Origin of the sequence: Segeticoccus rhizosphaerae (genome assembly GCF_009192725.1) — a bacterium.
Taxonomy (GTDB): Bacteria; Actinomycetota; Actinomycetes; order Actinomycetales; family Dermatophilaceae; genus Segeticoccus; species Segeticoccus rhizosphaerae.
Map to the genome: position 1 here is coordinate 1 of NZ_VOHR01000030.1, position 22,975 is coordinate 22,975.

Genomic DNA, 22,975 nt, shown 5'->3' on the forward strand with positions numbered 1-22,975 from the left:
GCCACCGGCTCGCGCCTGCTCGAGTCGCTCGGCGACCTGGTGGCGGCGGTGGCCCGCACCGCCGCGCGCCCCGCGCCGCAGAGCCCGCTCAATGCCACCATCGGTGAGGCGCGCCGATTCGTCATGGTCGGAACGGATCTCGAGGACTACCGCAAGATCCGCGCCAGGTTGGCACGCGGTCGCTATGCCGATGACGTGACGGTCAACGACGTGGTCCTGGCCACCATCGCCGGGGCCCTGCGCTCGTGGCTGCTGACCCGCGGCGAGTCGGTGCATGCCGGGTCGACGCTGCGCGCCATGGTGCCGGTCAGTGTCCACGACAGCGATGACGGCTCCGTCGGCCTGGGCAACCGGGTCATCGCGTGCTTCGTCGACCTGCCGGTCGGGGAGCCGCGGGCCGCGATGCGGCTGCACCAGATCTCCTTCGCGATGCGACAGCAGATGGAGGGCGGCCATGCCGTGGGCGCCGAATCACTCGCCAGCATCGCCGGATTCGCGCCACCGACGCTGCACTCGTTGGGAGCGCGGTTGGGCAGCGCCGTCTCCCGGCGTTTGTTCAACCTGGTCATCACCAACGTGCCCGGACCGCAGCAACCCCTGTATGCCGGTGACGCCCTCATGCTCGCGACCTACCCGGTCATCCCGCTGGCGCGGGGACAGGCGCTGTCCATCGGCCTCACGTCATACGACGGTGGGGTCTACTTCGGGCTGAACGCCGACCGAGACGCCATGCCGGACGTCGACCTGTTGGGGCAGTGCCTGATCGACTCCCTCTCCGAGCTCTGCGATGCGCACGGGGGGCGCCGATGAGCTCGGAGCGACGCGTGGGACTGGTCCTCGGGGGTGGGGGAGTGCTGGGTGCCGCCTGGATGGTGGGTGCGATGAAGGCGCTGCAGGACGAGATCGGGCTGGACCTGCGCGACGTGCAGGAGTATGTCGGCACGTCGGCCGGGTCGATCCTGGTCACCTTGCTGGGTGCCGGGGTCAGCGTCGATGACCTCCTGCGCCACCAGCTCGGGAAGTCGCTGACCAGCGGCCCCATGGAGGGATACGAGTTCAGCTATGAGGAGGCGGCCGGGGGAGACCACCCGATGCGGCCGAGACGCGGTCTGGGCTCGCGGAGTCTGCTGCGCAACAACGCCCGCAACCTGCGCCGCCTCCCACCGACCACCGTGCTCTCGGCGCTGGTCCCGGAGGGACGGGGCAGCCTCGACTCGATCGGCGCCATGGTGGCGCACGTAGTCCCGACGGGTTGGGTCGACCGAGACGGCGTGACCGTGGTGGCGCTCGACTACGATACGGGACAACGGATCCCGTTCGGCCGGGACGAGGCGCCCGAGGTGGACCAGACCAAGGCAGTGATGGCCTCGTGCTCCATCCCGGGCTGGTTCCACCCGGTCAGCATCGGCGACCACCGCTACATCGACGGCGGCACCTGGTCGTCGACCAACGTGGACCTGATGGCGGGACTGGGCCTGGACCACGTCTACGTCCTGGCGCCCACCGTCAGTTTTGACCTCGACTCGCCACGACATCTCAGCACGCGGCTGGAGCGGCACTGGCGCAACCGCGTCACGCTGCGCTGCCTGCGGGAGGTCGAGAAGGTGCAGGCCGAGGGCAGCGAGGTGACCGTGCTCGGTCCCGGTCGGGCCGACCTGGAGGCCATGGGAGCCAACCTGATGAACGCGAGCCGTCGCACGGAGGTGATCCGGACCTCACTGCGCACCTCTGCCGCCGCGCTGCGCGAGGCCCGGCCGCTGCCGGAGAGCCACCACTTCGAGGAGGATCCGTGAGCGTGACCCGCATCTACCTGCCGCTCGGATCGGCGGCGTGCCGCGCTCTGTCCGAGCGCCGTCTGTTGGACGGGACACCGTTGGCCGCCCACGCCGTGACGCGGGCGCTCGAAGTGACTCGTCCCGGGGTGGGCGAGGAGGTCTACGAGCACCTGGCACTGCAGGCCGCAGCCCGGACCGCCCTGGAGGAGGCGCGCAGCAACGGCGACCGGGTCGTGGTGGCTGCGGCCGACGTCGACACCGACCTGGTCGAGGACCGCGCCGGCCAGAAGGATGACCCGTCCAGCGTCCAGATCACCGATGTCGTGCCGCTGCAACGTATTGCGTCGTTCCACGTCGCCGACTCGGACATCGCCCTGTCGGCGCCCGCAGAGGATGAGGACCTCGAGCTGTCCTGGTATGACGCCACCGAGCTCAGCGTGCTCCTCGAACTCCTGTAGGCGCGCGCCGCTCGCGCCTGGCCCGGATCAGGTGACGGCAGCCAGGAACGGATCCACGACCTCGTGGAATCCCTCGGGGTTGCACCGCCGCACGCAGTGCCCGGCGTCGGGCACGACGTGGACGGTGATGTGGGGATTGGCCAGGTCGGCGACGGCGCGCCGACGCGGGGCGTCCATGATGACCCTCTCGGTGCCGGTGACGACCAGGGTCGGGATGCTGATCGCGGACCACACCTGCGGCCAGGCGGTCTCGAGGCACACGACCCCGGTGGCCAGCATCCGCTCGTCGACCTGCTGCTTGGCGCGTGCCCATGGCGCCGCCTCGATCTCCGGCCACGTCCACGGCCCGTCCCGCTGCTCGCGGAGACGGAGGTCCGCCCGGCAGGCAGCTTGAAGAGCTTCCTCCTGCCGCCGGGCGAAGGCTTCGCGGTCACGGGTGGCCTCGCTGGGGACCGCGGGATCCTCGAGGACGAGGGCCCGGATCAGGTCGGGTCGCGCCACCGCAACCCCCCACGCGGTGGCACCCCCCATCGAGTGGCCCACGACGACCGGTCGCGAAACGCCCTGTGCCAACAGGCCGTCGAGGACTCCGATGGCGTCGTCGCGCATTGTCTCCCCGACGTGTGCGAGCTCCTCGTCGCTCCAACGCGGGGAGTTGCCGTGACCTCGCGCATCGACCGTGACGAGGTGGTAGTCGGCTTCCCACCGCCGGACCGCATCCGGCCAGCAGTCACCCGAGTCGGTGAGCCCGTGCAGCAACACGAGGGTGGGCGACGAGGTATCAGCACGACCGTGGTGGGTGACCGAGAGGCCACCGCACGTCGAGCCACCGTCCATGCAGTCACCCTAGGCCCGCCCTGTCCGGTCCTGTCCCGGGAGGCCGCCGATGTGGGGAGCGGTGCGTTGCGTGCCACCATAGGGACTGGCCCGGCCGCCGCCGGGCCCCGCGCGAACCACGCAACCCGCACGTCCAACCGCACAGGAGATGAAGGCCCGCCATGGATGCTGTGACCCAGGTCCCCGCCCCGACCAACGAGCCGGTGCTCGACTACGCCCCCGGCAGCCCGGAGCGGGCGGAGCTCGAAGTGGCTCTCGCCGAGCTGAGCGGCCAGCGCATCGACCTGCCGCACACCATCGGCGGCGAGCGGGTGATGGGCGGGGGCAAGAAGATCGACGTGCGCCAGCCCCACGCGCACAAGAAGGTCCTCGGCACCATGCGCAACGCCACCATCGGCGACGCCCAGGCGGCCGTTCAAGCGGCCAAGGACGCCGCCCCTGCCTGGCGGGCGCTCTCCTTCGACGACCGGGCAGCGATCCTGCTCAAGGCAGCCGACCTGTTGTCCGGGCCGTGGCGTGCCCGGCTCGTGGCCGCGACGATGCTGGGCCAGTCGAAGACCTGCTACCAGGCCGAGATCGACGCGGCCTGCGAGCTGATCGACTTCTGGCGCTTCAACGTCTACTACGCGCGCAACCTCCTGGCCGAGCAGCCGGTGACCAACTCCAAGGGGGTCTGGAACCGGATGGACCACCGGCCGCTCGAGGGTTTCGTCTACGCGATCACCCCGTTCAACTTCTCCGCGATCGCTGGCAACCTGCCCACCGCTCCGGCGCTGATGGGCAACACCGTGGTCTGGAAGCCGTCGCCGACGCAGACCCTGGCCGCGCACCTGACGATGCAGCTGCTCGAGGAGGCTGGTCTCCCGGCCGGCGTCATCAACCTGGTCACCGGGGATGGCCTCAATGTCTCGAAGGTCGCGCTGGCCGACCCCGACCTCGCGGGGATCCACTTCACCGGCTCGACGCCCACCTTCCAGTCGTTGTGGCAACAGGTCGGCGCCAACCTGCAGCAGTACAAGGCCTACCCGCGGATCGTGGGCGAAACCGGTGGGAAGGACTTCATCGTCGCCCACCCGTCGGCGGACCCGGCCGTACTCCTGACCGCGATGGTCCGCGGGGCGTTCGAGTACCAGGGCCAGAAGTGCTCCGCCGCGTCACGCGCCTACGTCCCGCGCAGCCTGTGGACCCAGATCAAGAAGGACCTGATCCGCACGACCGAGGGTCTCGAGCAGGGCGACGTCACCGACTTCTCCAACTTCATGGGCGCAGTCATCGACGACCGCGCGTTCGCGAAGCACAAGGACGCCCTCGACCGGGCGCGCAAGGACACGGCCGTCAAGGTGATCGCCGGTGGGACCTATGACGACTCGGTGGGCTACTTCGTGCGACCGACCGTGCTCGAGGTGACCGATCCCGGGCACGAGCTGTTCAGCACCGAGTACTTCGGGCCGATCCTCGCGGTCCACGTCTTCCCCGACCGGCAGTACGACAAGGTGCTCGAGCAGATGGAGTCGGTCGCGAAGTACGCGCTGACCGGCTCGATCATCGCCCAGGACCGGGCTGTGATCGCCCAGGCGACCGAGCAGCTGCGCTTCGCGGCGGGCAACTTCTACATCAACGACAAGCCGACCGGCGCGGTCGTCGGCCAGCAACCGTTCGGCGGCGGGCGGGCGTCCGGCACCAACGACAAGGCCGGTGCTCCGCAGAACCTGATGCGCTGGACGAGCACCCGGTCGGTCAAGGAGACCTTCGTGCCGGCGACGGACTACCGCTACCCGCACATGTCGTAGCGCGCCGGCGCATTCCGACAGGGTGAGGGGCGGGGTATGGCGAGCACTCGCCATACCCCGCCCCTTGCGTTGCCGTGCTGGCCGTTCAGCCGGCCAGCCACGCCTCGCCGGTCTCGTGCTCGACCCGGATGCCAGCGAGGATGCCCGGCGCGGCCGCCTTCTCGGCCTTGCCGCCGAACAGCGGGATGGTGGACTTGAGGTCGCCGCTGATCGTCTCGGTCGTGCCGCGACCACCCGGGCGGAGAGCAAGTGCCCCCTTGAAGCCGATCGGCAGGCCCTTGAGCGCGACCGACAGCCTGCCCTCGCGGGAACCGTCCGCGGCGGCCGGCCCCCAGTCCTGCACCTCGACCACGTGCAGCGCCGGGCCGACGTTGGCGAAGCTCGGCAGGTCGAGGTCGGCGGTCGGCATGCTGCGCTCGCTCGTGACCACGGTGCGGTCGCCGTCGGCGGCAATGGTCACCTGGTGCTCGGTGGCACCGGTGGCGACACACTTGCGGTCCTGGAACGCCTCGTCGCTGACCATGGCGAAGACCTGCTCCGGTGTGGCGGCGTACTCGATCGTCTCGGTGATCTTCATGGCGTCACGGTACTGGGCGGACCCGGCCCGCCACCCGCGCAAGCGCCGCGTGACTTCGCCCACTCCGGGTCCGGTCGCGGATCGTCGGCGCTCTGGGCGCACGCTCCTGCCCGAGGTCGGCGGCGAGCCGCTGCACCGCGTCGGCGAGCAGGACCAGATCGGTGACGACGCCGTCCAGCTCGGCCAGGTCGCCGGCGAGGTGGGGCACCCCGAGACCTTCCAGCTCGTGGTGGAGCGCCTGGACCCGGTATGCCGTGCCGCTCAGCCGGGAGGCCAGCGCCGAGCAGGACCCCGGGTCACCAGCACCGCCGGGCTCAGTCGGCGTCATGGGGGGCCGCAGTGGCGGGGAGTCGGTCGCAGACGCGCAGCAATCGGGCGGCCAGCCGCTCGATGGCCTCGTCCAGTGCGTCCTGGCTGACCGCGCGGCCGGTGTCGGCCTGCAGGTCCAACAGCTGGCTCGACACGCCGACCAGCTGCCGGCGGGCAGCCTCGAGGGCGGCGGCCGTGCCGTCGGTGGACGTGCTCATGGCCCCAGCCTAGGGCGATGGCCCTGCCGCTGCCCGGCACGACCCACAGGGCTCGTCGCCCGCCGCACCGGCCCGCAGCCGTTAATCTCACCAGATGACGTCCGACCCCCACTCCGACGTGGCATCCGGCTCCGACGCCGCTTCCGATGCGGACGCCGACTCCGAGTCGCACGCCGACTCGCGGTCCGACGCCGACGCCGGCTCCGACTCGCGGTCGGACTCGGACTCTGGCTCTGACTCGGACTCCGACTCGGGCTCCGGCCGGCTGGTGCCGGAGGAGACCGAGCACGAGCGGATCACCCGCAACTGGAACGAGCTGCTCCAGGAGCTCCGGGTCAGCCAGACCGGAGTGCAGATCCTCTTCGCCTTCCTGCTCGGGGTCGCCTTCACCCGGCCGTTCGAGCAGGCGACCAGCGTGCAGCGCGGCCTCTACTTCACCGCGTTGATCGCGACCGCCTTCGCCGTGGGGTTGTTGATCGCGCCGGTCGCCTACCACCGCATCCTGTTTCGGCAACGCAGTCGGCGGGAGCTGGTGACCCTGGCCAACCGGTTCGCCATCGGCGGGCTCGTCTTCACCGCGATCGCTGTCGTCGCGGCGGTCGGGTTGGTCGCCGACTTCACCCTGCACGCCCCGTGGGGGGTCTTGATCCCTGCAGTGACCGCCGCCTGGTTCCTGTTCTGGTGGCTCGCGAGTCCGCTGCGTCGCCGAGCGCGCCAGGACGACTCGGAGGACCCCTGACACCCCCATCTCGCAGTGTGGGCACGAGGGATAGGCTCGACGCGACGCACAACGGCGTGCGTCATTGGTGCCGATGGTGAGGGATGAAACCAGCCATGCCAGCTACTGCCGAGCAGTCCCGTTCCGAGTTGCTCCGCGCCACCGCGGCGCTCGCCCAGGACGGGGGAGGTGAGGTCCCCGAGTGGCTGCTGCACCGCTACTACCGGCACGTCGCGACCGAGGACCTGCTGACCAAGACCCCCGAGTACCTGCTCGGCGTGGTCCGCTCCCACCGTGAGCTGGCGCAGACCCGACCGGAGGACACCTCACGGGTCCGGGTCTTCCACCCTGTCGAGGCGGAGTGCGGCTGGACCAGCCCGCACACGGTCGTCGAGGTCGTCACCGACGACATGCCCTTCCTCGTGGACTCGGTCACCGCTGAGCTCGCTCGTGACGACCACATGGTCCACCTGCTGGTGCACCCCCAGCTGGTCGTCCGGCGAGACGAGTCCGGCGCCCTGCTCGAGGTGCGCGACGTCGACCCCACGCCCGGCCCCGAGCACGGTGAGGAGGGCTCCAGCGACGAGTCCTGGATGCACCTGCAGATCGACCGGGTCGCCGACGACCAGTGCGCGAAGATCGAGCAGGCCCTGGAGAAGGTGCTCAACGACGTCCGGCGCGCGGTCGTCGACTGGTCAGCGATGCGTTCGGCCTGTGCAGCGGTGTCGGCGGAGCTCGAGAGCGCGCCGCCCAGCAGCGTGCCCACCGCGATCGTCGAGCGCACCCGCGGCTTCCTCGACTGGCTGGTCGACGAACACTTCACCTTCCTCGGCTACCGCGAATACGCCTTGTCGGAGGAGGACGGGGAGGACGTGCTGCGCCCGGTGCCCGACTCCGGACTGGGCCTGTTGCGCAGCAGCCACAAGCAGTCCGACAGCTTCAGCCGGTTGACTCCCAAGGCGCGCGCCACCGCGCGCGAGCCTCAGCTGCTCATCATCACCAAGGCGAACTCCCGCGCCACGGTGCACCGTTCGACCTACTTGGACTATGTCGGCATCAAGGTGTTCGACGACGACGGCCAGGTCGTCGGGGAGAAGCGCTTCCTGGGCCTGTTCACGTCATCGGCATACACCGAGTCGGTGCGACGCGTGCCGATCATCCGCGAGCGGGTCGCCAAGGTCCTCGCGCGGGCCGGGTTCACTCCCGACAGCCACTCCGGCAAGGACCTGCTCGAGGTGCTCGAGAACTACCCGCGCGACGAGCTCTTCCAGACCAGCACCAAGCAGCTGTATGACGTGGCGACCGACGTCCTGCACCTCCAGGAGCGTCGCAAGAGCCGGATGTTCCTGCGCCGCGACGAGTACGGCCGGTTCGTGTCCTGCCTGATCTACATCCCGCGCGACCGTTACACCACCGCGGTGCGCCTGCGGATGGAGCAGATCCTGCGTGACACCTTCGATGGCGCCAGCGTCGACTACACCACCCGCGTCTCGGAATCCGTGCTGGCACGGCTGCACTTCGTCGTGCGCGTCGAGTCCGGCACCGAGATCCCGGAGGTCGACGAGGCGCAGCTGCAGCAACGGCTCGTCGAGGCGGCGCGCACCTGGGAGGAGGACCTCGGCGAGGTCGCCCGTCGCGAGCACGGCGACGAGGAGGGCGGCAAGCTGTTCAGCCTCTACTCACGCGCGTTCCCCGAGGCCTACAAGGAGGACTTCGGCCCCCGTCAGGGCATCGCCGACCTCCAGCACATCGAGGCGCTCGAGTCCGACGACGCGACGCGGCTGACGCTCTACCGCGCGCCCGAGTGCAGTGCGGGCGAGCGACGGTTCAAGCTCTACCGCCGCAAGCCCGTGGTCCTGACCGACGTGCTGCCGGTCTTCACCGACCTGGGCGTGAAGGTCGTCGACGAGCGGCCCTATGAGGTCGACCGGACTGACGGCGCCACGGTCTACATCTATGACTTCGGACTGCGCGCGCCCTCCGAGGACGCCTGGACGGGGGACCGGGCGGAGGGCATGAGGGAGGTCTTCCAGGACGCCTTCGCCGCCACCTGGGACGGGTCGGCCGAGAGCGACGGCTTCAACGCGCTGGTGCTCGGCGCCGGGCTCACCTGGCGGCAGGTGGTCGTCCTGCGTGCCGTCGCCAAGTACCTGCGCCAGATCGGCTCGACCTTCAGCCAGGCCTATGTCGAGAATGCGCTGCTTTCCAACGCCGGTCTGACTGCCGAGCTGGTCCGCTACTTCGAGGCACGGTTCGACCCCGATCACCCGGCCGGTGACGACGCCGAGGTCCGTGAGGCAGCCGAGCAGGAGGTGGCCGATCGGATCAAGGCGGGCCTCGAGGACGTCGCGAGCCTGGACCACGACCGGATCTTCCGCGCCTTCCACGGCGTCATCCGGGCCACCTTGCGCACCAACTTCTTCCAGGCGCCGACCGAGACCGGTGACGACGGCACCAAGGACACCGGCGAGGCGACCGGCAGCGGCCACTCGCGGCACAAGTCCTACGTCAGCTTCAAGCTCGACTGCCACGCCGTGCCCGGGCTGCCCGATCCCCGGCCGATGTTCGAGATCTGGGTCTACAGCCCCCGGGTCGAGGGCGTGCACCTGCGCTTCGGCATGGTGGCGCGTGGCGGCCTGCGCTGGAGCGACCGGCGCGAGGACTTCCGCACCGAGGTGCTCGGTCTGGTCAAGGCGCAGATGGTCAAGAACGCCGTTATCGTCCCGACCGGGTCCAAGGGCGGCTTCTTCGCCAAGCAGCTTCCCGACCCCGCGGTCGACCGGGACGCTTGGCTGGCGGAGGGCCAGTCGGCATACCGGCTGTTCATCTCCGGGATGCTCGACGTGACCGACAACCTGGTCAGCGGCGAGGTCGTGCCCCCGGAGCGGGTCGTGCGCCACGACCAGGACGACACCTATCTCGTGGTCGCCGCAGACAAGGGCACCGCGAAGTTCAGCGATCTGGCCAACAGCATCGCGCAGTCCTACAACTACTGGCTCGACGACGCCTTCGCCTCGGGCGGTTCCGAGGGCTACGACCACAAGGGCATGGGCATCACTGCCCGTGGGGCGTGGGAGTCGGTCAAGCGGCACTTCCGCGAGCTGGGCGTGAACACCCAGACCGAGAACTTCACCGCGGTGGGTATCGGCGACATGAGCGGTGACGTCTTCGGCAACGGCATGCTGCTGTCCGAGCACACCCGGCTCGTGGCCGCGTTCGACCACCGGCACATCTTCGTCGACCCCGACCCGGTGGCGGCCGCGTCGTATGCCGAGAGGCGGCGCCTGTTCGACCTGCCCCGCTCGTCGTGGGCCGACTACGACTCCTCGTTGATCAGCAAGGGCGGTGGCGTCTTCCCTCGCTCGTTGAAGGCGATTCCGGTCAGCGGCGAGATGAGGGCGGCACTCGGACTCGACGACGACGTGAGCTCGATGACCCCGGCAGAGCTGATGCGGTCGATCCTCTGCGCGCCGGTCGACCTGCTCTGGAATGGCGGGATCGGCACCTACATCAAGGCGTCGACCGAGAGCAACAGCCAGATCGGCGACCGCGCCAATGACGCAATTCGCGTGTCCGGCAACGAGATCCGCTGCAAGGTCGTGGGCGAGGGCGGCAACCTCGGGTGCAGCCAGCTCGGACGGATCGAGGCGGCGCTCGCGGGCGTGCGGATCAACACCGACGCGATAGACAACTCGGCAGGGGTTGACACCTCCGACCACGAGGTCAACATCAAGATCCTGCTGACCGGGCTGATGCGCGACGGCGACCTCACCCTCGACGAGCGCAACACGCTGCTCCACTCGATGACCGACGAGGTGGCGCAACAGGTGCTGCGGGACAACTACGAGCAGAACGTCCTGCTCGGCAACGCCCGCGCGCAGGAGCACGCGATGCTGCCGGTGCACCAGCGGCTCATCCACTGGCTGGAGGAGCGGGGCGAGCTCGACCGGGCCCTGGAGTTCCTGCCTACCGACGCCGAGATCGACAAGCGGCAGTCCGCCGGGATCGGCCTGACCTCACCGGAGTTCTCGGTGCTGGTGGCCTATGCCAAGCTCGCCCTCAAGGACCACCTCGGTGGGTCGGACCTGCCCGACGAGCCGTGGTTCCAGCAGACGCTCGCCGACTACTTCCCCGAACCGATCCGCCAGAAGTACCACGAGGCGCTCGCCGACCACCCGCTGCGCCGGCAGATCATCATCAACGCGGTGGTGAACTCGATGGTTAACCGCGGTGGCATCACCTTCGCCTTCCGGGCCGCGGAGGAGACCGGCGCGTCGAGCGAGCAGATCGCGCGGGCCTTCGTGGTGTGCCGCGAGGTCTTCGGCCTGGCGTCGTTCGTCGACGCCGTCGAGGCGCTCGACAACGTGGTGTCGGCGGAGACGCAGACCTCGCTCTACCTCGAGTTCCGCCGGTTGCTCGACCGGGCCACGCGCTGGTTCCTGCACAACCGACCGTCCCGGCTGGACGTCGGGGCCGAGGTGCGCAGGTTCGAGCAGCTGGTCGCCCGGTTCGCGCCCGACATGTCGGAGCTGCTGCAGGGCGCCGAGCGCGAGCGGTTCGCCGCCAAGGCGGCTGAGCTCGAGGAGCAGGGCGTGCCGCACGAGCTCGCGGTCCGGTCGGCCGGCCTGCTCGACTCGTTCTCGCTGCTGGACATCGTCGAGGCGGCGGAAGGTGCCGGCCACCCGGCCGAGCAGGTCGCACCGATCTACTTCGCGACGTCCGAGCACTTCGGCATCGACACGATGCTCACCAGCGTCTCGGGGCTGCCCCGCGACGACCGCTGGGACGCGTTGGCGCGCGGCGCGATGCGCGACGACCTCTACTCGACGCTCGAGGCGCTGACGTCCTCGGTCATCGAGAGCAGCACGGCTGGATCGACCCCCGCGGAGCGGCTCGAGCAGTGGTCGGAGGCCAACGCCGACCAGCTGGCGCGGGCTCGGGCGGCGCTCGCGGGGATCCACCAGATCGACCATCCGAGCATCGCGCCGCTGTCGGTGGCGCTGCGCACCCTGCGCGGCCTGATCCGCAGCGGGTCCGTCACCTCCTGACCGGGGTCGCGCCGGACGTCCTGCGCAACGGTCGCTGCGGCAACCAGAGCGCAGGACGTCCCACCGAGCCCTCTGCGGGACGTCCTGCGGGACGGTCGCTGCGGCAGCCAGGGCGCAGGACATTGCGATGAGGGGGAAGGGCTTCGGACTAGGCTCGCGGGCGTGCCGACGCTGAGGGACGTGCTGCTCGACCGGACCGGGCTGGGCCCCGAGCAGGTCGAGTGGTTGCACCTGCTGGTGGGCGACTGGCAGCTGCTCTCCGACCTGTCCTTCGCGGACCTCGTGCTCTGGGTCCCCGACCGCGAGGGAGGCTGGATCGCCGCTGCTCACGTGCGGCCCACCACGGGGCCCATGGTGTTCGTCGAGGACATGGTCGGCCTGCACCAGGAGAACACGCAGCGGCCGGGGATCACGCAGGCGTATGCCGACCGCCGGATCGTGCGGGAGGGTGAACCACGCTGGCGCGAAGCCATGCCGATCCGCGAGGAGGCGATCCCGGTCGTCCGTGAGGGACACCCCATCGCGGTGCTGACCCGGCACACCAATTTGTCGACGATGCGCACCCCGAGCCGGCTCGAGGTCACCTACCTCGCCACGGCCGATGCGCTCGCCCGCATGGTCGCCGCGGGTGACTTCCCCACGGCCGGGGCGCCGACCGGACGCCGCCGCGGCGCGCCCCGGGTCGGTGACGGCGTGATCCGCCTCGACGTGGCGGGGACGGTGACCTATGCGAGCCCGAACGCCGTGTCAGCGGTGCACCGGCTCGGACACGGCGGCGAGGTCGTCGGCGCGCGGCTCGAGCAGCTGGTCACCGGTGCCGTGCGCGAGCAGGAACCAGTGGACGAGACCTTGGGCATGGTGCTGACCGGACGGGAGCCGTGGCGCACCGAGGTGCAGAACCGGGGGGTGAGCGTCACCTTCCGAGCCATCCCGTTGAGCGAGACCGGCCAGCGCACCGGCGCCCTCGTGCTGCTCCGCGACGTGAGCGAGCTGCGGCGTCGTGAACGGGAGCTGCTCACCAAGGACGCGACGATCCGGGAGATCCACCACCGGGTCAAGAACAACCTGCAGACCGTCGCGGCGCTGCTGCGGCTGCAGTCGAGGCGGATGACCGACCCGCAGGCACGACTGGCGCTCGACGAGGCGGTGCGCAGGGTCGGGACGATCGCCCTTGTCCACGAGACGCTGTCGCAGGGATTCGACGAGACGGTGGACTTCGACGAGATCGCCGTGCGCGCGCTGCAGGCGGCTGTCGAGGTGGCGACCCGCGACGCGCCGGTGAGCGGACGGCATACGGGGAGCTTTGGGCGGTTGCGCGCCGAGGACGCCACGGCCTTGGCGATGGTCATGGCCGAGCTCGTGCACAACGCGGTGGAGCACGGTCTTGCCGCTGTCGGAGGGAGTGTCACGGTGGATGCCCGGCGTGGCTCGGACGGCGCGGACGAGCTGCTCACGGTCACGGTCAGCGACGACGGCGTCGGCCTGCCGGAAGGGTTCGACGAGGCGACGTCCGGTCTCGGCGTCCAGATCGTGACCTCGCTCGTCCAGGACCTGCGCGGGAGCATCACGTGGAGCGCAGCGAAGCCGCGCGGGACCTGTGTCAGGTTCGTCGCGCGGCTTCGGTCGGTGCGGGGGGAATGAGCCCAGAGTTCCTATCCCGCGCGGCGGGCGCGGGCGTTGCGGCGCTTGAGCGCGCGGCGCTCGTCCTCGGACAGGCCACCCCAGACGCCGGCGTCCTGGCCGGTCTCGAGGGCCCACTTGAGGCAGGTGTCGATCACGGGGCAACGGCGGCACACGGCCTTGGCGTCTTCGATCTGCGCCAGGGCCGGTCCGGTGTTGCCGATGGGGAAGAAGAGCTCCGGGTCTTCGTCCAGGCAGGCAGCGCGGTTGCGCCAGTCCATCAGTTGGTGCTCCTTCGTCGGTGCTCGCTCTGCGCGTTCCGGGATCTCCGGCGCGCGGTCGAGCGGTGCGGTCCCGTCGAGCCGCGGTGAATGCTACTCACCGTGCAGCGCGAACGGAAGGGTGAATCGTTGGGAACGTCTTTGGTCTCGGCCGACACAACGTGGAAGTCAGTCGCTGAGTTCCAGCCTCACAGATCCACCGGGCACAGGACAAGGGTGTCGGTGCAAATTCTTGCACGACGGCATGAGGCATGTGTCACACCCCCCTCGGTTCGCCCGGGCTGCGTGGCCGGGCCGGACCGCGATTAGCCTCCTGAGGGTGAACACCGCGACCCCCCGTCCCTCTTCCCGTCCGGCCCGGACGGTGGCCGCCGGCGTGACGGTGGCCCAGTCGCTCGCGCTGCTGGTCCTGAGCGGGTTCTACGTGGTGGAGACGGTCCGAGGTGAGGCCGGCGACCAGGTGCGCTCGCTGATGTCGGTCGTGCTGATGCTGCTCTTCGCGGGCGCACTCGCCTTCCTGGCCCGCGCCCTGTGGCGGCGGCCGGAGGCCGCGAGGACGCCCGCCATCGTGTGGAACGCGCTGCTTGTGCCGGTCGCGTGGGGCCTGTTCCAGTCCGGACAGGACGTGATCGGGGCCGTGTTGCTGGTCACCTCGCTGGCCGCCATCGTCGCGGCGGCCCTCGCCGGCCGCGGCGACCGCGGCCGAAGCTGAACGCCTTTGCTCCGTCGAGCCGCCATGATGGCAGGTGCCCGCACACCCAGGAGGACCCCGATGAGCGACCACGAGCCGGCCTTCGACCTGCCCGGCCTGAGCGAACAGGTCGAGGTGCTGGTCGATGAGTATGGCGTGCCGCACCTCTACGCCGCCGGCCTGGACGACCTCTTCGCCGCGCAGGGCTTCACCGCGGCGCGGGACCGCCTGTTCCAGATGGACCTGTGGCGGCGGCGCGGGCTGGGACTGCTCTCGGAGGTGTTCGGCCGCGACTACCTCGAGCGCGACCGGGCCGCCCGGCTGTTTCTCTACCGCGGCGACATGGCGCCGGAGTGGCAGGCCTACGGGCCGCAGACGCAGCGGATCACAGCGGCCTTCGTGCGGGGCATCAACACGTATGTCGACCTGTGCCGTGAGCAGCCGCGTCACCTGCCGCCGGAGTTCGCCGAGCTGGACTACGAGCCGGCGCAGTGGGACCCGTCCGACGTGGCGCGGATTCGCAGCCACGGGCTCTACTCCAACCTCGAGCACGAGGTGGCCCGGGCACGGGTGCTGCGCGACTTCGGCCCACAGGTCGAGGAGCTGCGGCGGGCGCGGGAGCCATGGGCACCGCTGCGGGTGCCGGAGGGACTCGACCTCGCTGCCGTCCCCGACGACGTGCTCGACGTCTACCGCCTCGCCACGACACCGGTGGTCTACGGGGGCGAGGGGCGCAGACCCGGGCCGCGGCTGACCCCCGAAGGAAGCAACAACTGGGTGGTCTCGGGCGAGCGCAGCGCGACGGGTCGCCCACTGCTGGCGAATGATCCGCACCGGGCGGTCTCGCTGCCGTCGCTGCGCTACCTTTGTCACCTCAGCGCGCCGGGGCTTGACCTCATCGGCGCCGGTGAGCCGGTGTTGCCGGGGGTTTCGATCGGTCACAACGGTCGAATCGCCTTCGGCCTCACCATCTTTCCCATAGACCAGGAAGATCTCTACGTCTACGAGACCGACCCGGATGACCCCGGTCGCTACCGTTACGGCGATGGCCATGAGGCGATGACCGAGGTCGTCGAGCAGGTGCCGGTGCGAGACGGCGACCCGGTTCCCGTGACGTTGCGGTTCACCCGGCACGGGCCGGTCGTGCACGAGGACCGCGAACGGCATACGGCCTGTGTGGTGCGGGCCGCCTGGCTCGGACCGGGCATGGCGCCATACCTCGGCAGCATGTCGTATGCCGGGGCGGGCACCCCCGACGAGTTCGTCGCCGCGCTGGACCGGTGGGGATCGCCGGGGGAGAACCAGGTGTATGCCGCGCCGGGCGGCACGATCGGCTGGCGCCCGGCGGGCCGGGTGCCGGTGCGGCGCGGGTGGGACGGCACGCTTCCGGTGCCGGGTGACGGGCGCTTCGAGTGGGACGGGTTCCTCGACGGGAGAGAGCTGCCCGCGGTCCGCGACCCGGAGCAGGGCTGGTTCGCAACGGCCAACCAGATGAATCTGCCGACCGACTACCCGAACGGCCAGCGCACCATCACCTACGACTGGTACCACCCCTACAGGCACGACCGCATCGCCGAGGTGCTGGGCGGGCGCGAGGGGTGGACGGTGGCCGATTGCGTGCAGTTGCAGTGCGACTACCTGAGCGTGCCCGCACGGCAGATCCTGCCGGTGCTGTCCGGCCTGCACTCTCCGGAGTCGCGGGTGGACGGCGCGCTGCGCCTGCTGCGCGACTGGGACGCCGTGGAGAGCCCGGACTCGGCCGCGGCGGCGCTCTTCGAGGTCTGGTACCACCGGCACCTGCGGCCGACCCTGCTCACGGCCGCGCTGCGCGAGCTCGTGCCGGCAGGCGACGTCGCGGCGGCGCTGTCCCTCGTGCTGCCACCGGCCGATGCGTCCTTCGACGCCCGGGTGGACCTGTCGCTGCTGCTGGAGCCGGGGGAGAGGCTTGGCCCCGATCCGGAGGGCACCATCGCCGAGGTGGTGCTGGCCAGCCTCGGGGACGCCGTCGCCGAGGTCGAACAACGGTTGGGGCCCGAGCCGTCGACGTGGCGGTGGGGCGACCTGCACCGCGCCCTGCTGACCCACCCGCTGCGGGCACTCCTGCCGCCCGGGCACGAGTGGACGCAGGTCGGCCCGTTGCCCCGTGGCGGCAGCGGCGACACGGTGGGCAGCACCGGCTACTACGACGGTTTCGACCAGCGGACCGGCGCCAGCTTCCGGATGGTGGTCGATGTCGGCGACTGGGACCGGTCGGTGGCGATGAACGCGCCGGGGCAGTCGGGGGTGCCGACCAGCCCGCACCATGCCGACCTGTTCGAGCGGTGGGCCGCCGACGAGGCGTTCCCGCTCCTCTACACCCGGGCCGCGGTGGAGGAACACCTGAGCGAGCGCTTCGTGCTGCGGCCGCCCGGTTAGAGTCGGGAGCGATCCCTGCCGCCGCTGCCGAGGAGAACGGTATGACCGCACCCCACAAAACCACCCCGCGAAGGTCTCTGCTCGCAAGTTCGCTCCGATACCTCGCGGGGACCCCGGCGGTCCTCGCACGTGACTCACTCGGCACTTCGCGAGCCCCCCAATGACCACCGCCTCGCCACGCCAGATCCTCACCGAGGAGCTGCTGGAGCGGATCAGGGGGAGGGCGGCGGCCTACGACCGCGAGAACCGCTTCTTCGACGAGGACCTCGCCGAGCTGGCCGAGGCCGGCTACCTGACCGCGATGGTGCCCGAGGAGCTCGGTGGGAGCGGGCTCACGCTGACCGAGATGGCCCGTGAGCAGATCCGACTGGCCGGTGCCGCGCCGGCGACGGCGCTCGCGGTCAACATGCATCACGTGTGGATGGGCGTCGCGCGGACCGTGCGGGCGGGCGGCGAGGACTCGATGGACTTCGTGCTGCAGGAGGCCGCGGCGGGGGAGGTCTTCGCGTTCGGGATCTCCGAGCCGGGCAACGACCTGGTGCTCTTCGGGTCCGACAGCGAGGCCCGGCCCGACGGTGTTGGCGGCTTCTCCTTCCACGGCGTCAAGATCTTCACCTCGCTGTCCCCGGCCTGGACGCGGATGGGCACCTTCGGCACCGACTCGAGCGGGGACGACGGGCCCCACTCGGTCTACGGCTTCATCACCCGCGACGGCGGTGGTGTCGAGGTCAAGGACGACTGGGACACCGTCGGGATGCGTGCCTCCCAGTCGTGCACGACCATCCTGTCCGGAGCGCACGCGCCCGCCGACCGGATCGTGCGCCGGATCCCGCCCGGCCCGACCATGGACCCCTTCATCTTCGGGATCTTCGCCAGCTTCGAGATCCTGCTCGCGTCGGTCTACACCGGCATCGCACAGCGGGCCCTGGAGCTGGCCGTCGAGACGGTGCACCGTCGCACGTCGCTGAAGAACGAGGGCGCGCCCTACGCCAACGATCCCGACATCCGGTGGCGCGTCGCGGACGCCGCGATCGCGCTGGACGCGCTCTCGCCGCAGATCGAGGCCCTGGCGCGCGACGTCGACGAGGGCGTGGACCGCGGCGCGATCTGGATGCCGCAGCTGTCGGCGGTGAAGTCGCGCGCCACCGAGACGGCGCTGCGGGTGGTCGAGCAGTGCGTGCGCGTCTCGGGCGGGTCCTCCTACTTCAACCGCTCCGAGCTGTCGCGGCTCTACCGCGACGTGCTGGCCGGGATCTTCCACCCCAGCGACGACGAGTCGGTGCACGGGGCCTGGGCGAATGCCCTGCTCGGCCAGCCCGTCCCGTGGCCGCCCGAGGACGGTGATTCCGGGTCGTGAACGAGGCGGGCCGGCCGTCGGTCGTCCGATCGCTCAGATCCCCACTCCGCGGTGCCAGGTGGGCAGCGGCTTACCGGGAAGCGACCCTCCGGGGAGCGACCTTCCCGGAAGCGGCTTCGTCGGCCACGGTCGGACGGGACCGCTGTCAACCGGCGGCGTCGAGGCGTTGCTGGTGGTGGGCTGAATCTGCATCACCGCACCAGAGACGCCCAGGGTGAGCTGGTAGTCAGCCCCGGCACCGCTCAGTCCGATGGTGGCACCGGCGGGAGAGCCTTGCGAAGCCTTCCACAGCACCCGTCCGGTGGCGCCGACCTGCACCAACTGCGGCTGGCCGGACGCGCTGCCCTCGAGCACCAGCGTCACCGAGCCGAGGATGTCGTCCTCGTTGGTCAACACGCTCTTGAACGCCTGCCCGACGGCGCTGACCGCACCGATCGCCAGACCCACTGGCGCGGTGACCACGGCAGCCGGCGGAAAGGCCGCGGTCACTGCAGCGAGGGCAGCACCGGCAGCAGCCGCGGCCTGCGCCTCCTGGTCGGCCAGGTTCTGGCCATCGCTCTCCTTGAAGGTTACCGTCACGACGACGTGCTCGCCGGCAGCCACGTCGACGTCGAAGAGCTCGACGTTCAGCGACTGGTCGGACAGGCCACCGCTGTCGTTGACGTCCCACGCCGAGTTGTCGCCGCCCGGGCCACCGGCGTTGGCGCCCTGGGCTGCCTTTGGCCCGATCAGGTCACCCTGGTCCGTGGTGGCCGGGTGGGCCCCCTTCTTGCGAACGACGTTGCCGATGAAGAAGACCTCGTCGTGTCCGCTCTCGGTCGTCTGGTGGCACACGATGCGCCGCAGAACCACTGCTGTACCGGCCATGTTTGCTTCCCCGTTCTCGGTTGGGCCACCCCCAGTAGGCAGCCACCACGGGCAAGGAGCGCCCACGCCAGCTGCTGATACAGATGCTGGGTTCAGGCCGGCCCGGGCCGGACTGTCCGACGATTGGGCAAGCGACCGGCAAGGTCAGGTCTGGTGAGCGGCGCGTGGCAGGGCGACCTGCACCGGAGTCAACCGGCCCCGCTCGACGTGGAGACCGCGGCCGGGAAGGCGCTCCCGCAACGGACTGGCCCGCACAGTGAACAACTCTCCGTCCGTCGGAGACGACGGGTGCAGCAACAAGCCGGTCTGCTGACGGCGCACCTCCACGGCGAGCCCGCGGAACTGGGTCAACAGCTCATGGGTCATGCCGGCACACACGACTCCGGCCCCGGTCTGCCGCCCCGAGCGAACAAGGTCGATGAGCACCTCCTCTACACCGCTGCCGGCGAGCCGCTCGACGTCGTCGACGACGGCGACCAAGTCGGTGTGCTCCTGCTGCGCCACCCGGAGGCCGTGCACATCGGTCGGATCGAAGATGAGGGCCGCAGGTTCGGTCTCCAAAGCAGCCAGCGGAGAACGACTCTCGGCGACCACCGCGACCACACGGCCCAGGTCGAGCAGCTGTCGCGCCAGCAGCTCCAACGCCGTCGTACGGCCGCTGCCGGCCGGCCCCGCGACGAGGAAGGACAACCCCCCACCAGGATCGATCGTGACGGGTTGCAGGTCGTCGCCGCCCACTCCCAGCAACAGCGGCAGGGCGTGTCTTGAGCCGGTCGCCGTTTCCGCAGCGGCAACGCCTGCGGCTCCAGCAGGACGGCAGACGAGCTGCGTCAGGGAGATCGTGCGAGGCAGCGGTTCGATCTGAAGCGGCCGCAGCCGTCGGGACGACCGGCCGGGTTCACCGGGGTCCCTCAGGCAGCGGTCGGCCACCTGGTGCAACAGCCGCACCTGCGCGCGACCGGATCCGTCGACGGCGCACCGTTCCTCGCCGATCACATCCAGTGCCTCCTCGCCCGACGTTGACCTCTCGGGGCTCTTGGGGTCGTCCGCCGGTGACCTGTCCGGCAGCACGGCGATCTGCAGCTCGGCCCCGTCGCCGACCCGCAGCGCCCGCCCCGGCGGTAGTCGCCCAGGGACGGAGGCGGCAGGAAGCCCCGCGAGCAACAGGTCTCCCTCGTCGGCCATGCGCAGGCAGAACCGTTGCGGGACCAGGGAAGCCGTGCGCGACAGCAGGACCGAGCGCCCGCCGGTGAGGACGACCCGCAGACCGACGGAAGGGCCCTCGCGCAGCAACTGGTGCATCGCCTCCACCGGACGGCCGGCGTCGACCTCGTCGTAGGTCTCGGTGAACGCGTCCCAGTCGTCGACCATGATGACGAGGTAGGGCAGGGGCTCGGCGCCCGACGCCATCGCGTCCTCGCGCTGCTCGGCCAGTGAGGAGTAGCCGTGCTCGGCCCAGGCGCTCTGCCGCTGGGCGACCTCCTCGAGCAGCCGCTGCAGCAACCGTGATCCACGCGCCGGCTCGTCTCGCGCCACGACGACCCCGGCGTGGGGCAGCCGCGCCACCGCCCGCAAACCACCCGACCCGTCGAAGGCGTGCAGGTGCACCTCCACCGCAGTGCGCCGCTGCGCGATCGAGGCGGCAAGGGTCCGCAAAGCGGTGGTGCGTCCGCTGCGGGCCGAGCCCGCGAAGGCCAGGTGCCCGTCCTGTTCGAGGTCCCAGACCAGCGTTTCCTGGCGTTGCTCGTCGGGGAGGTCGGCCACGGCATACGGGATGCTCCACGTGGCAGAGCCGGTATGCCGTGGCAACGCGACGCTGTCGCGGAGCGGCGGCAGCCACGGGGAGGCCATCGTCGGAACCCCAGCGGCAACAGCGGCCTTCGCGACCGCGTCCACGATGCGGCACAGGTCGGATGGCGCGTGCGCATCGTCGGGATCGCTGGTGTTCGCGGTGGTGGAGGTCGTCAGGGCCAGTGGTCGCACGGACACCGTCTGGGGTTCGTCGTGGAGCTCGTGGCCACCCACTCGAGCCGTCTGGAAGAGCCGCAGCGGCCCCGACCCGGTGCGCAGCAACGCCCTTCCCGGTGTGCGAGCGGAGATCGCGGCCGCCGCCGGGTCCTCCAGCACGTCGTCGGAGTCGGCCTTGTCCCTCACCCGCAGGGCGATGCGCAGGTTGACGTTGGCCTTGATGTCCGACGACACGATGCCTCCGGGGCGCTGGGTGGCCAGCACGAGGTGGACGCCGAGCGAGCGCCCCACCGCGGCGACCTTGACCAGGCCGTCGATGAAGTCGGGCAGGTCCTCGGCCAGCATCTTGAACTCGTCGATGACCAGGACGAGGCGGGGGACGAGAGGCGCGTCGGTCGGCCGGATGCGCTGGTGGTCCTCGAGGTCCTTGGCGCCGACTGCGCCGAGGACCCGCTCGCGCCGGCGCAGCTCCGCCTCGAGCGAGCGGAGGGCTCGCGCTGTGAGGTGGCCGTCCAGGTCGGTCACCATGCCGACCGTGTGTGGCAGGCGGGCGCAGTCCTTGAACGCGGATCCGCCCTTGTAGTCCACGAGCACGAACACCATCTCGTCCGGTCGGTTGGCCAGCGCGAGCGACGCGATCATGGTCTGGAGCAGCTCGGACTTGCCCGCCCCCGTGGTCCCGCCGACGAGGGCGTGCGGCCCGTCCCGGCGCAGGTCGACGATCTCCGGTGAGTCCGCGCCAGCCCCCAGGACGAAGGCGGTGCTCCGTGGCCGAGCGGACCAGTGGTCACGCACCTGTGCCGGGTCCGTGGCGTCGACGTCGAGGACCTCCAGCAGCCGGGCGACGTCGGGCGGCTGCGCCGTCGAGTCCTCCGGTGTGGCGTCGCGCAGCGCCGACAGGTGGCGGGCGAGCCGCTCGGCCCAACCCAGCCGCACGAGTCCCGGGGTGCAGCGCACCGGCGGCTCGGCGGCACACCGGTAGGGAGCGGTGAAGTCGGTGCCGGAGAGGTCGAGGGTGGCGCCGGTCTCGGCGGGCAGGCGTGGCACCTGGGTGTCCGCGCAGATCGTGTACACGCCGACCGACGGTCCCTCTCTGAGCAACCGCGCGACCCCCGCCTCGGAGCGCAGCCGCCGGGCCCCGTCCAGGACGAGCACGACCGACGGGCCCGCCCACATCGCCGCCGTTCCTCGACGCGCCGAGTCCAGCCGCTCGTCCAGCAGTGCGCCGAGCTCAGCCAGGAGGGTGGGCACCTGGCGGCCCGCATCGCCCAGCAGGCCGTAACCGGTGGCCCCGTCAGCTGCGGTCGCGTGGGGGAGCCAGACCAGCCAGTGCCAGTCGTCCACCACGGCGGGGTGCGCCACCGCCACCAGCACCACCACCCGCACGTCCCGCGGCGAGTGCCACCCGGCGACCTGCCCGACCAGCCCCCGCAGGCACGCTGCCGTCGCCGGTGCTGGTCCGGCGACGCCCAGCACGCCGACTTGCGGCAGCGACACCTCCAGCGGCACGTCGTCGAGCAGCGGGTGGTCCTCGCCCCCGTCGTGGTCGGTGACGGTGGTCACGGCAGGCAGCGTGGCGCTGCCCAGGCGCAGACGAAGGAAGTCGTTGTCGGAGGGTCGTCGGTGCCACAACCGGGCACCGGGCTCGCGTGCGGTGACCAGCAGCTCGGCCAGGTCCGGCGCAGCACGGTGCCGAAGCCTTCGCTCCTGCTCGAGTGCACCGGCCAGGTCCGTCCCGAACCGGGCCAAGTCCTCTGCGTGGCGCGCCCGCTGCCGCCGGTGGCGCAGCCGCCCACCTCGTCGGTCGCTGAGGTGGCTGCCGAGCATCATCACCGGACCCATCAGCCCGAACAGCAGCATCACCGCGCTGTCCATCACGTAGGCCAGCACCAGCGACAGCAGCAGGGGCAGCACCAGCGTGAGCACCGGCATACGACCGCTCTCCGGCGCCTCTGGCGGCGACGGCCGCGCCAGCCTGACCGGCGGCGTCGTGATCTGCTCGCGCGGCCCGCGGTTGACGCCGAGGTGGCCCCGGCCGTCCGGTTG

General features: G+C 70.8%; 17 protein-coding genes. 10 read left to right on the forward strand and 7 right to left on the reverse strand.

The features are described 5' to 3' along the window. The 3 genes from FRW57_RS04495 to FRW57_RS04505 form a co-directional block, all read left to right on the forward strand. On the forward strand, positions 1 to 810 hold an 810-nt coding region (locus FRW57_RS04495), incomplete at its 5' end, for a WS/DGAT domain-containing protein (protein ID WP_152185429.1). Next, positions 807 to 1,793 (forward strand): patatin-like phospholipase family protein, encoded by a 987-nt coding sequence (locus FRW57_RS04500; protein ID WP_137122618.1) that lies wholly within the window; start codon positions 807 to 809, stop codon positions 1,791 to 1,793. The genes FRW57_RS04495 and FRW57_RS04500, both read left to right, overlap by 4 nt. Further along, a complete protein-coding gene (locus tag FRW57_RS04505; RefSeq protein WP_137122617.1) occupies positions 1,790 to 2,233 on the forward strand; it encodes a DUF6912 family protein in 444 nt (147 codons plus the stop codon). Before FRW57_RS04500 ends, FRW57_RS04505 begins: the two co-directional genes overlap by 4 nt. Before the next feature lie 27 nt (positions 2,234 to 2,260). Here the strand turns inward: FRW57_RS04505 and FRW57_RS04510 are convergent, their stop codons facing one another. After that, on the reverse strand, positions 2,261 to 3,070 hold the full coding sequence (locus tag FRW57_RS04510) for an alpha/beta fold hydrolase (RefSeq protein ID WP_137122616.1): 810 nt from the start codon (positions 3,068 to 3,070) through the stop codon (positions 2,261 to 2,263). Between the two features lie 161 nt (positions 3,071 to 3,231). On the opposite strand from FRW57_RS04510, the gene pruA reads away from it, so the two are divergent. Next, the gene (gene pruA, locus FRW57_RS04515; protein WP_152185430.1) at positions 3,232 to 4,860 is read left to right on the forward strand and encodes an L-glutamate gamma-semialdehyde dehydrogenase; all 1,629 of its coding nucleotides are present in this window, start codon (positions 3,232 to 3,234) and stop codon (positions 4,858 to 4,860) included. An 85-nt stretch (positions 4,861 to 4,945) separates the two neighbouring features. Here the strand turns inward: pruA and FRW57_RS04520 are convergent, their stop codons facing one another. From FRW57_RS04520 to FRW57_RS04530, 3 genes are read right to left on the reverse strand one after another with little or no spacing between them, the layout of a single operon-like run. Next, positions 4,946 to 5,437 carry a DUF2505 domain-containing protein gene (locus tag FRW57_RS04520; protein WP_137122614.1) on the reverse strand — a complete coding sequence of 164 codons (492 nt, stop codon included), beginning with the start codon at positions 5,435 to 5,437 and terminating at the stop codon, positions 4,946 to 4,948. Positions 5,438 to 5,441: 4 nt separating this feature from the next. Continuing rightward, positions 5,442 to 5,765: a hypothetical protein gene (locus FRW57_RS04525; RefSeq protein WP_152185431.1), complete on the reverse strand. Its 324-nt coding sequence runs from the start codon at positions 5,763 to 5,765 to the stop codon at positions 5,442 to 5,444. Further along, complete coding sequence (locus tag FRW57_RS04530) at positions 5,752 to 5,964, reverse strand: hypothetical protein (RefSeq protein WP_137122612.1); 213 nt, start codon at positions 5,962 to 5,964, stop codon at positions 5,752 to 5,754. Before FRW57_RS04530 ends, FRW57_RS04525 begins: the two co-directional genes overlap by 14 nt. Before the next feature lie 94 nt (positions 5,965 to 6,058). Between FRW57_RS04530 and FRW57_RS22980 the strand changes: the two genes are divergently transcribed. The 3 genes from FRW57_RS22980 (at position 6,059) to FRW57_RS04545 (ending at position 13,371) form a co-directional block, all read left to right on the forward strand. After that, a complete protein-coding gene (locus tag FRW57_RS22980; protein WP_162308236.1) occupies positions 6,059 to 6,703 on the forward strand; it encodes a DUF6328 family protein in 645 nt (214 codons plus the stop codon). A gap of 95 nt (positions 6,704 to 6,798) precedes the next feature. Continuing rightward, the gene (locus FRW57_RS04540) at positions 6,799 to 11,730 is read left to right on the forward strand and encodes an NAD-glutamate dehydrogenase (protein ID WP_137122611.1); all 4,932 of its coding nucleotides are present in this window, start codon (positions 6,799 to 6,801) and stop codon (positions 11,728 to 11,730) included. Between the two features lie 162 nt (positions 11,731 to 11,892). After that, a complete protein-coding gene (locus FRW57_RS04545; protein ID WP_152185432.1) occupies positions 11,893 to 13,371 on the forward strand; it encodes a sensor histidine kinase in 1,479 nt (492 codons plus the stop codon). An 11-nt stretch (positions 13,372 to 13,382) separates the two neighbouring features. Here FRW57_RS04545 and FRW57_RS04550 read toward each other — a convergent pair whose 3' ends face one another. After that, positions 13,383 to 13,631: a WhiB family transcriptional regulator gene (locus tag FRW57_RS04550; protein ID WP_137122609.1), complete on the reverse strand. Its 249-nt coding sequence runs from the start codon at positions 13,629 to 13,631 to the stop codon at positions 13,383 to 13,385. A 319-nt stretch (positions 13,632 to 13,950) separates the two neighbouring features. Between FRW57_RS04550 and FRW57_RS04555 the strand changes: the two genes are divergently transcribed. From FRW57_RS04555 to FRW57_RS04565, 3 genes are all read left to right on the forward strand, one after another. Beyond that, on the forward strand, positions 13,951 to 14,343 hold the full coding sequence (locus FRW57_RS04555; protein ID WP_137122608.1) for a hypothetical protein: 393 nt from the start codon (positions 13,951 to 13,953) through the stop codon (positions 14,341 to 14,343). A 60-nt stretch (positions 14,344 to 14,403) separates the two neighbouring features. After that, positions 14,404 to 16,737, forward strand: a complete 2,334-nt coding sequence (locus tag FRW57_RS04560; protein ID WP_152185433.1) for a penicillin acylase family protein — start codon at positions 14,404 to 14,406, stop codon at positions 16,735 to 16,737. Between the two features lie 160 nt (positions 16,738 to 16,897). Then, the gene (locus tag FRW57_RS04565; RefSeq protein ID WP_137122606.1) at positions 16,898 to 18,094 is read left to right on the forward strand and encodes an acyl-CoA dehydrogenase family protein; all 1,197 of its coding nucleotides are present in this window, start codon (positions 16,898 to 16,900) and stop codon (positions 18,092 to 18,094) included. A gap of 33 nt (positions 18,095 to 18,127) precedes the next feature. On the opposite strand, the gene FRW57_RS04570 is transcribed toward FRW57_RS04565, so the two are convergent. Both FRW57_RS04570 and FRW57_RS04575 read right to left on the reverse strand, forming a co-directional pair. After that, positions 18,128 to 18,961 carry a hypothetical protein gene (locus tag FRW57_RS04570; RefSeq protein WP_137122605.1) on the reverse strand — a complete coding sequence of 278 codons (834 nt, stop codon included), beginning with the start codon at positions 18,959 to 18,961 and terminating at the stop codon, positions 18,128 to 18,130. A 144-nt stretch (positions 18,962 to 19,105) separates the two neighbouring features. Beyond that, positions 19,106 to 22,975 (reverse strand): FtsK/SpoIIIE domain-containing protein (locus tag FRW57_RS04575; protein WP_152185434.1); only part of this gene is annotated, 3,870 nt, incomplete at its 5' end.

Coding starts and splice junctions, on each gene's coding strand:
- FRW57_RS04500 (WP_137122618.1), top strand. CDS start 807: ATGAGCTCGGAGCGACGCGTGGGACTGGTCCTCGGGGGTGGGGGAGTG.
- FRW57_RS04525 (WP_152185431.1), bottom strand. CDS start 5,765: ATGACGCCGACTGAGCCCGGCGGTGCTGGTGACCCGGGGTCCTGCTCG.
- FRW57_RS04570 (WP_137122605.1), bottom strand. CDS start 18,961: ATGGCCGGTACAGCAGTGGTTCTGCGGCGCATCGTGTGCCACCAGACG.
- FRW57_RS04510 (WP_137122616.1), bottom strand. CDS start 3,070: ATGGACGGTGGCTCGACGTGCGGTGGCCTCTCGGTCACCCACCACGGT.
- FRW57_RS22980 (WP_162308236.1), top strand. CDS start 6,059: ATGACGTCCGACCCCCACTCCGACGTGGCATCCGGCTCCGACGCCGCT.
- FRW57_RS04530 (WP_137122612.1), bottom strand. CDS start 5,964: ATGAGCACGTCCACCGACGGCACGGCCGCCGCCCTCGAGGCTGCCCGC.
- FRW57_RS04565 (WP_137122606.1), top strand. CDS start 16,898: ATGACCACCGCCTCGCCACGCCAGATCCTCACCGAGGAGCTGCTGGAG.
- FRW57_RS04550 (WP_137122609.1), bottom strand. CDS start 13,631: ATGGACTGGCGCAACCGCGCTGCCTGCCTGGACGAAGACCCGGAGCTC.
- FRW57_RS04560 (WP_152185433.1), top strand. CDS start 14,404: ATGAGCGACCACGAGCCGGCCTTCGACCTGCCCGGCCTGAGCGAACAG.
- FRW57_RS04540 (WP_137122611.1), top strand. CDS start 6,799: ATGCCAGCTACTGCCGAGCAGTCCCGTTCCGAGTTGCTCCGCGCCACC.
- pruA (WP_152185430.1), top strand. CDS start 3,232: ATGGATGCTGTGACCCAGGTCCCCGCCCCGACCAACGAGCCGGTGCTC.
- FRW57_RS04520 (WP_137122614.1), bottom strand. CDS start 5,437: ATGAAGATCACCGAGACGATCGAGTACGCCGCCACACCGGAGCAGGTC.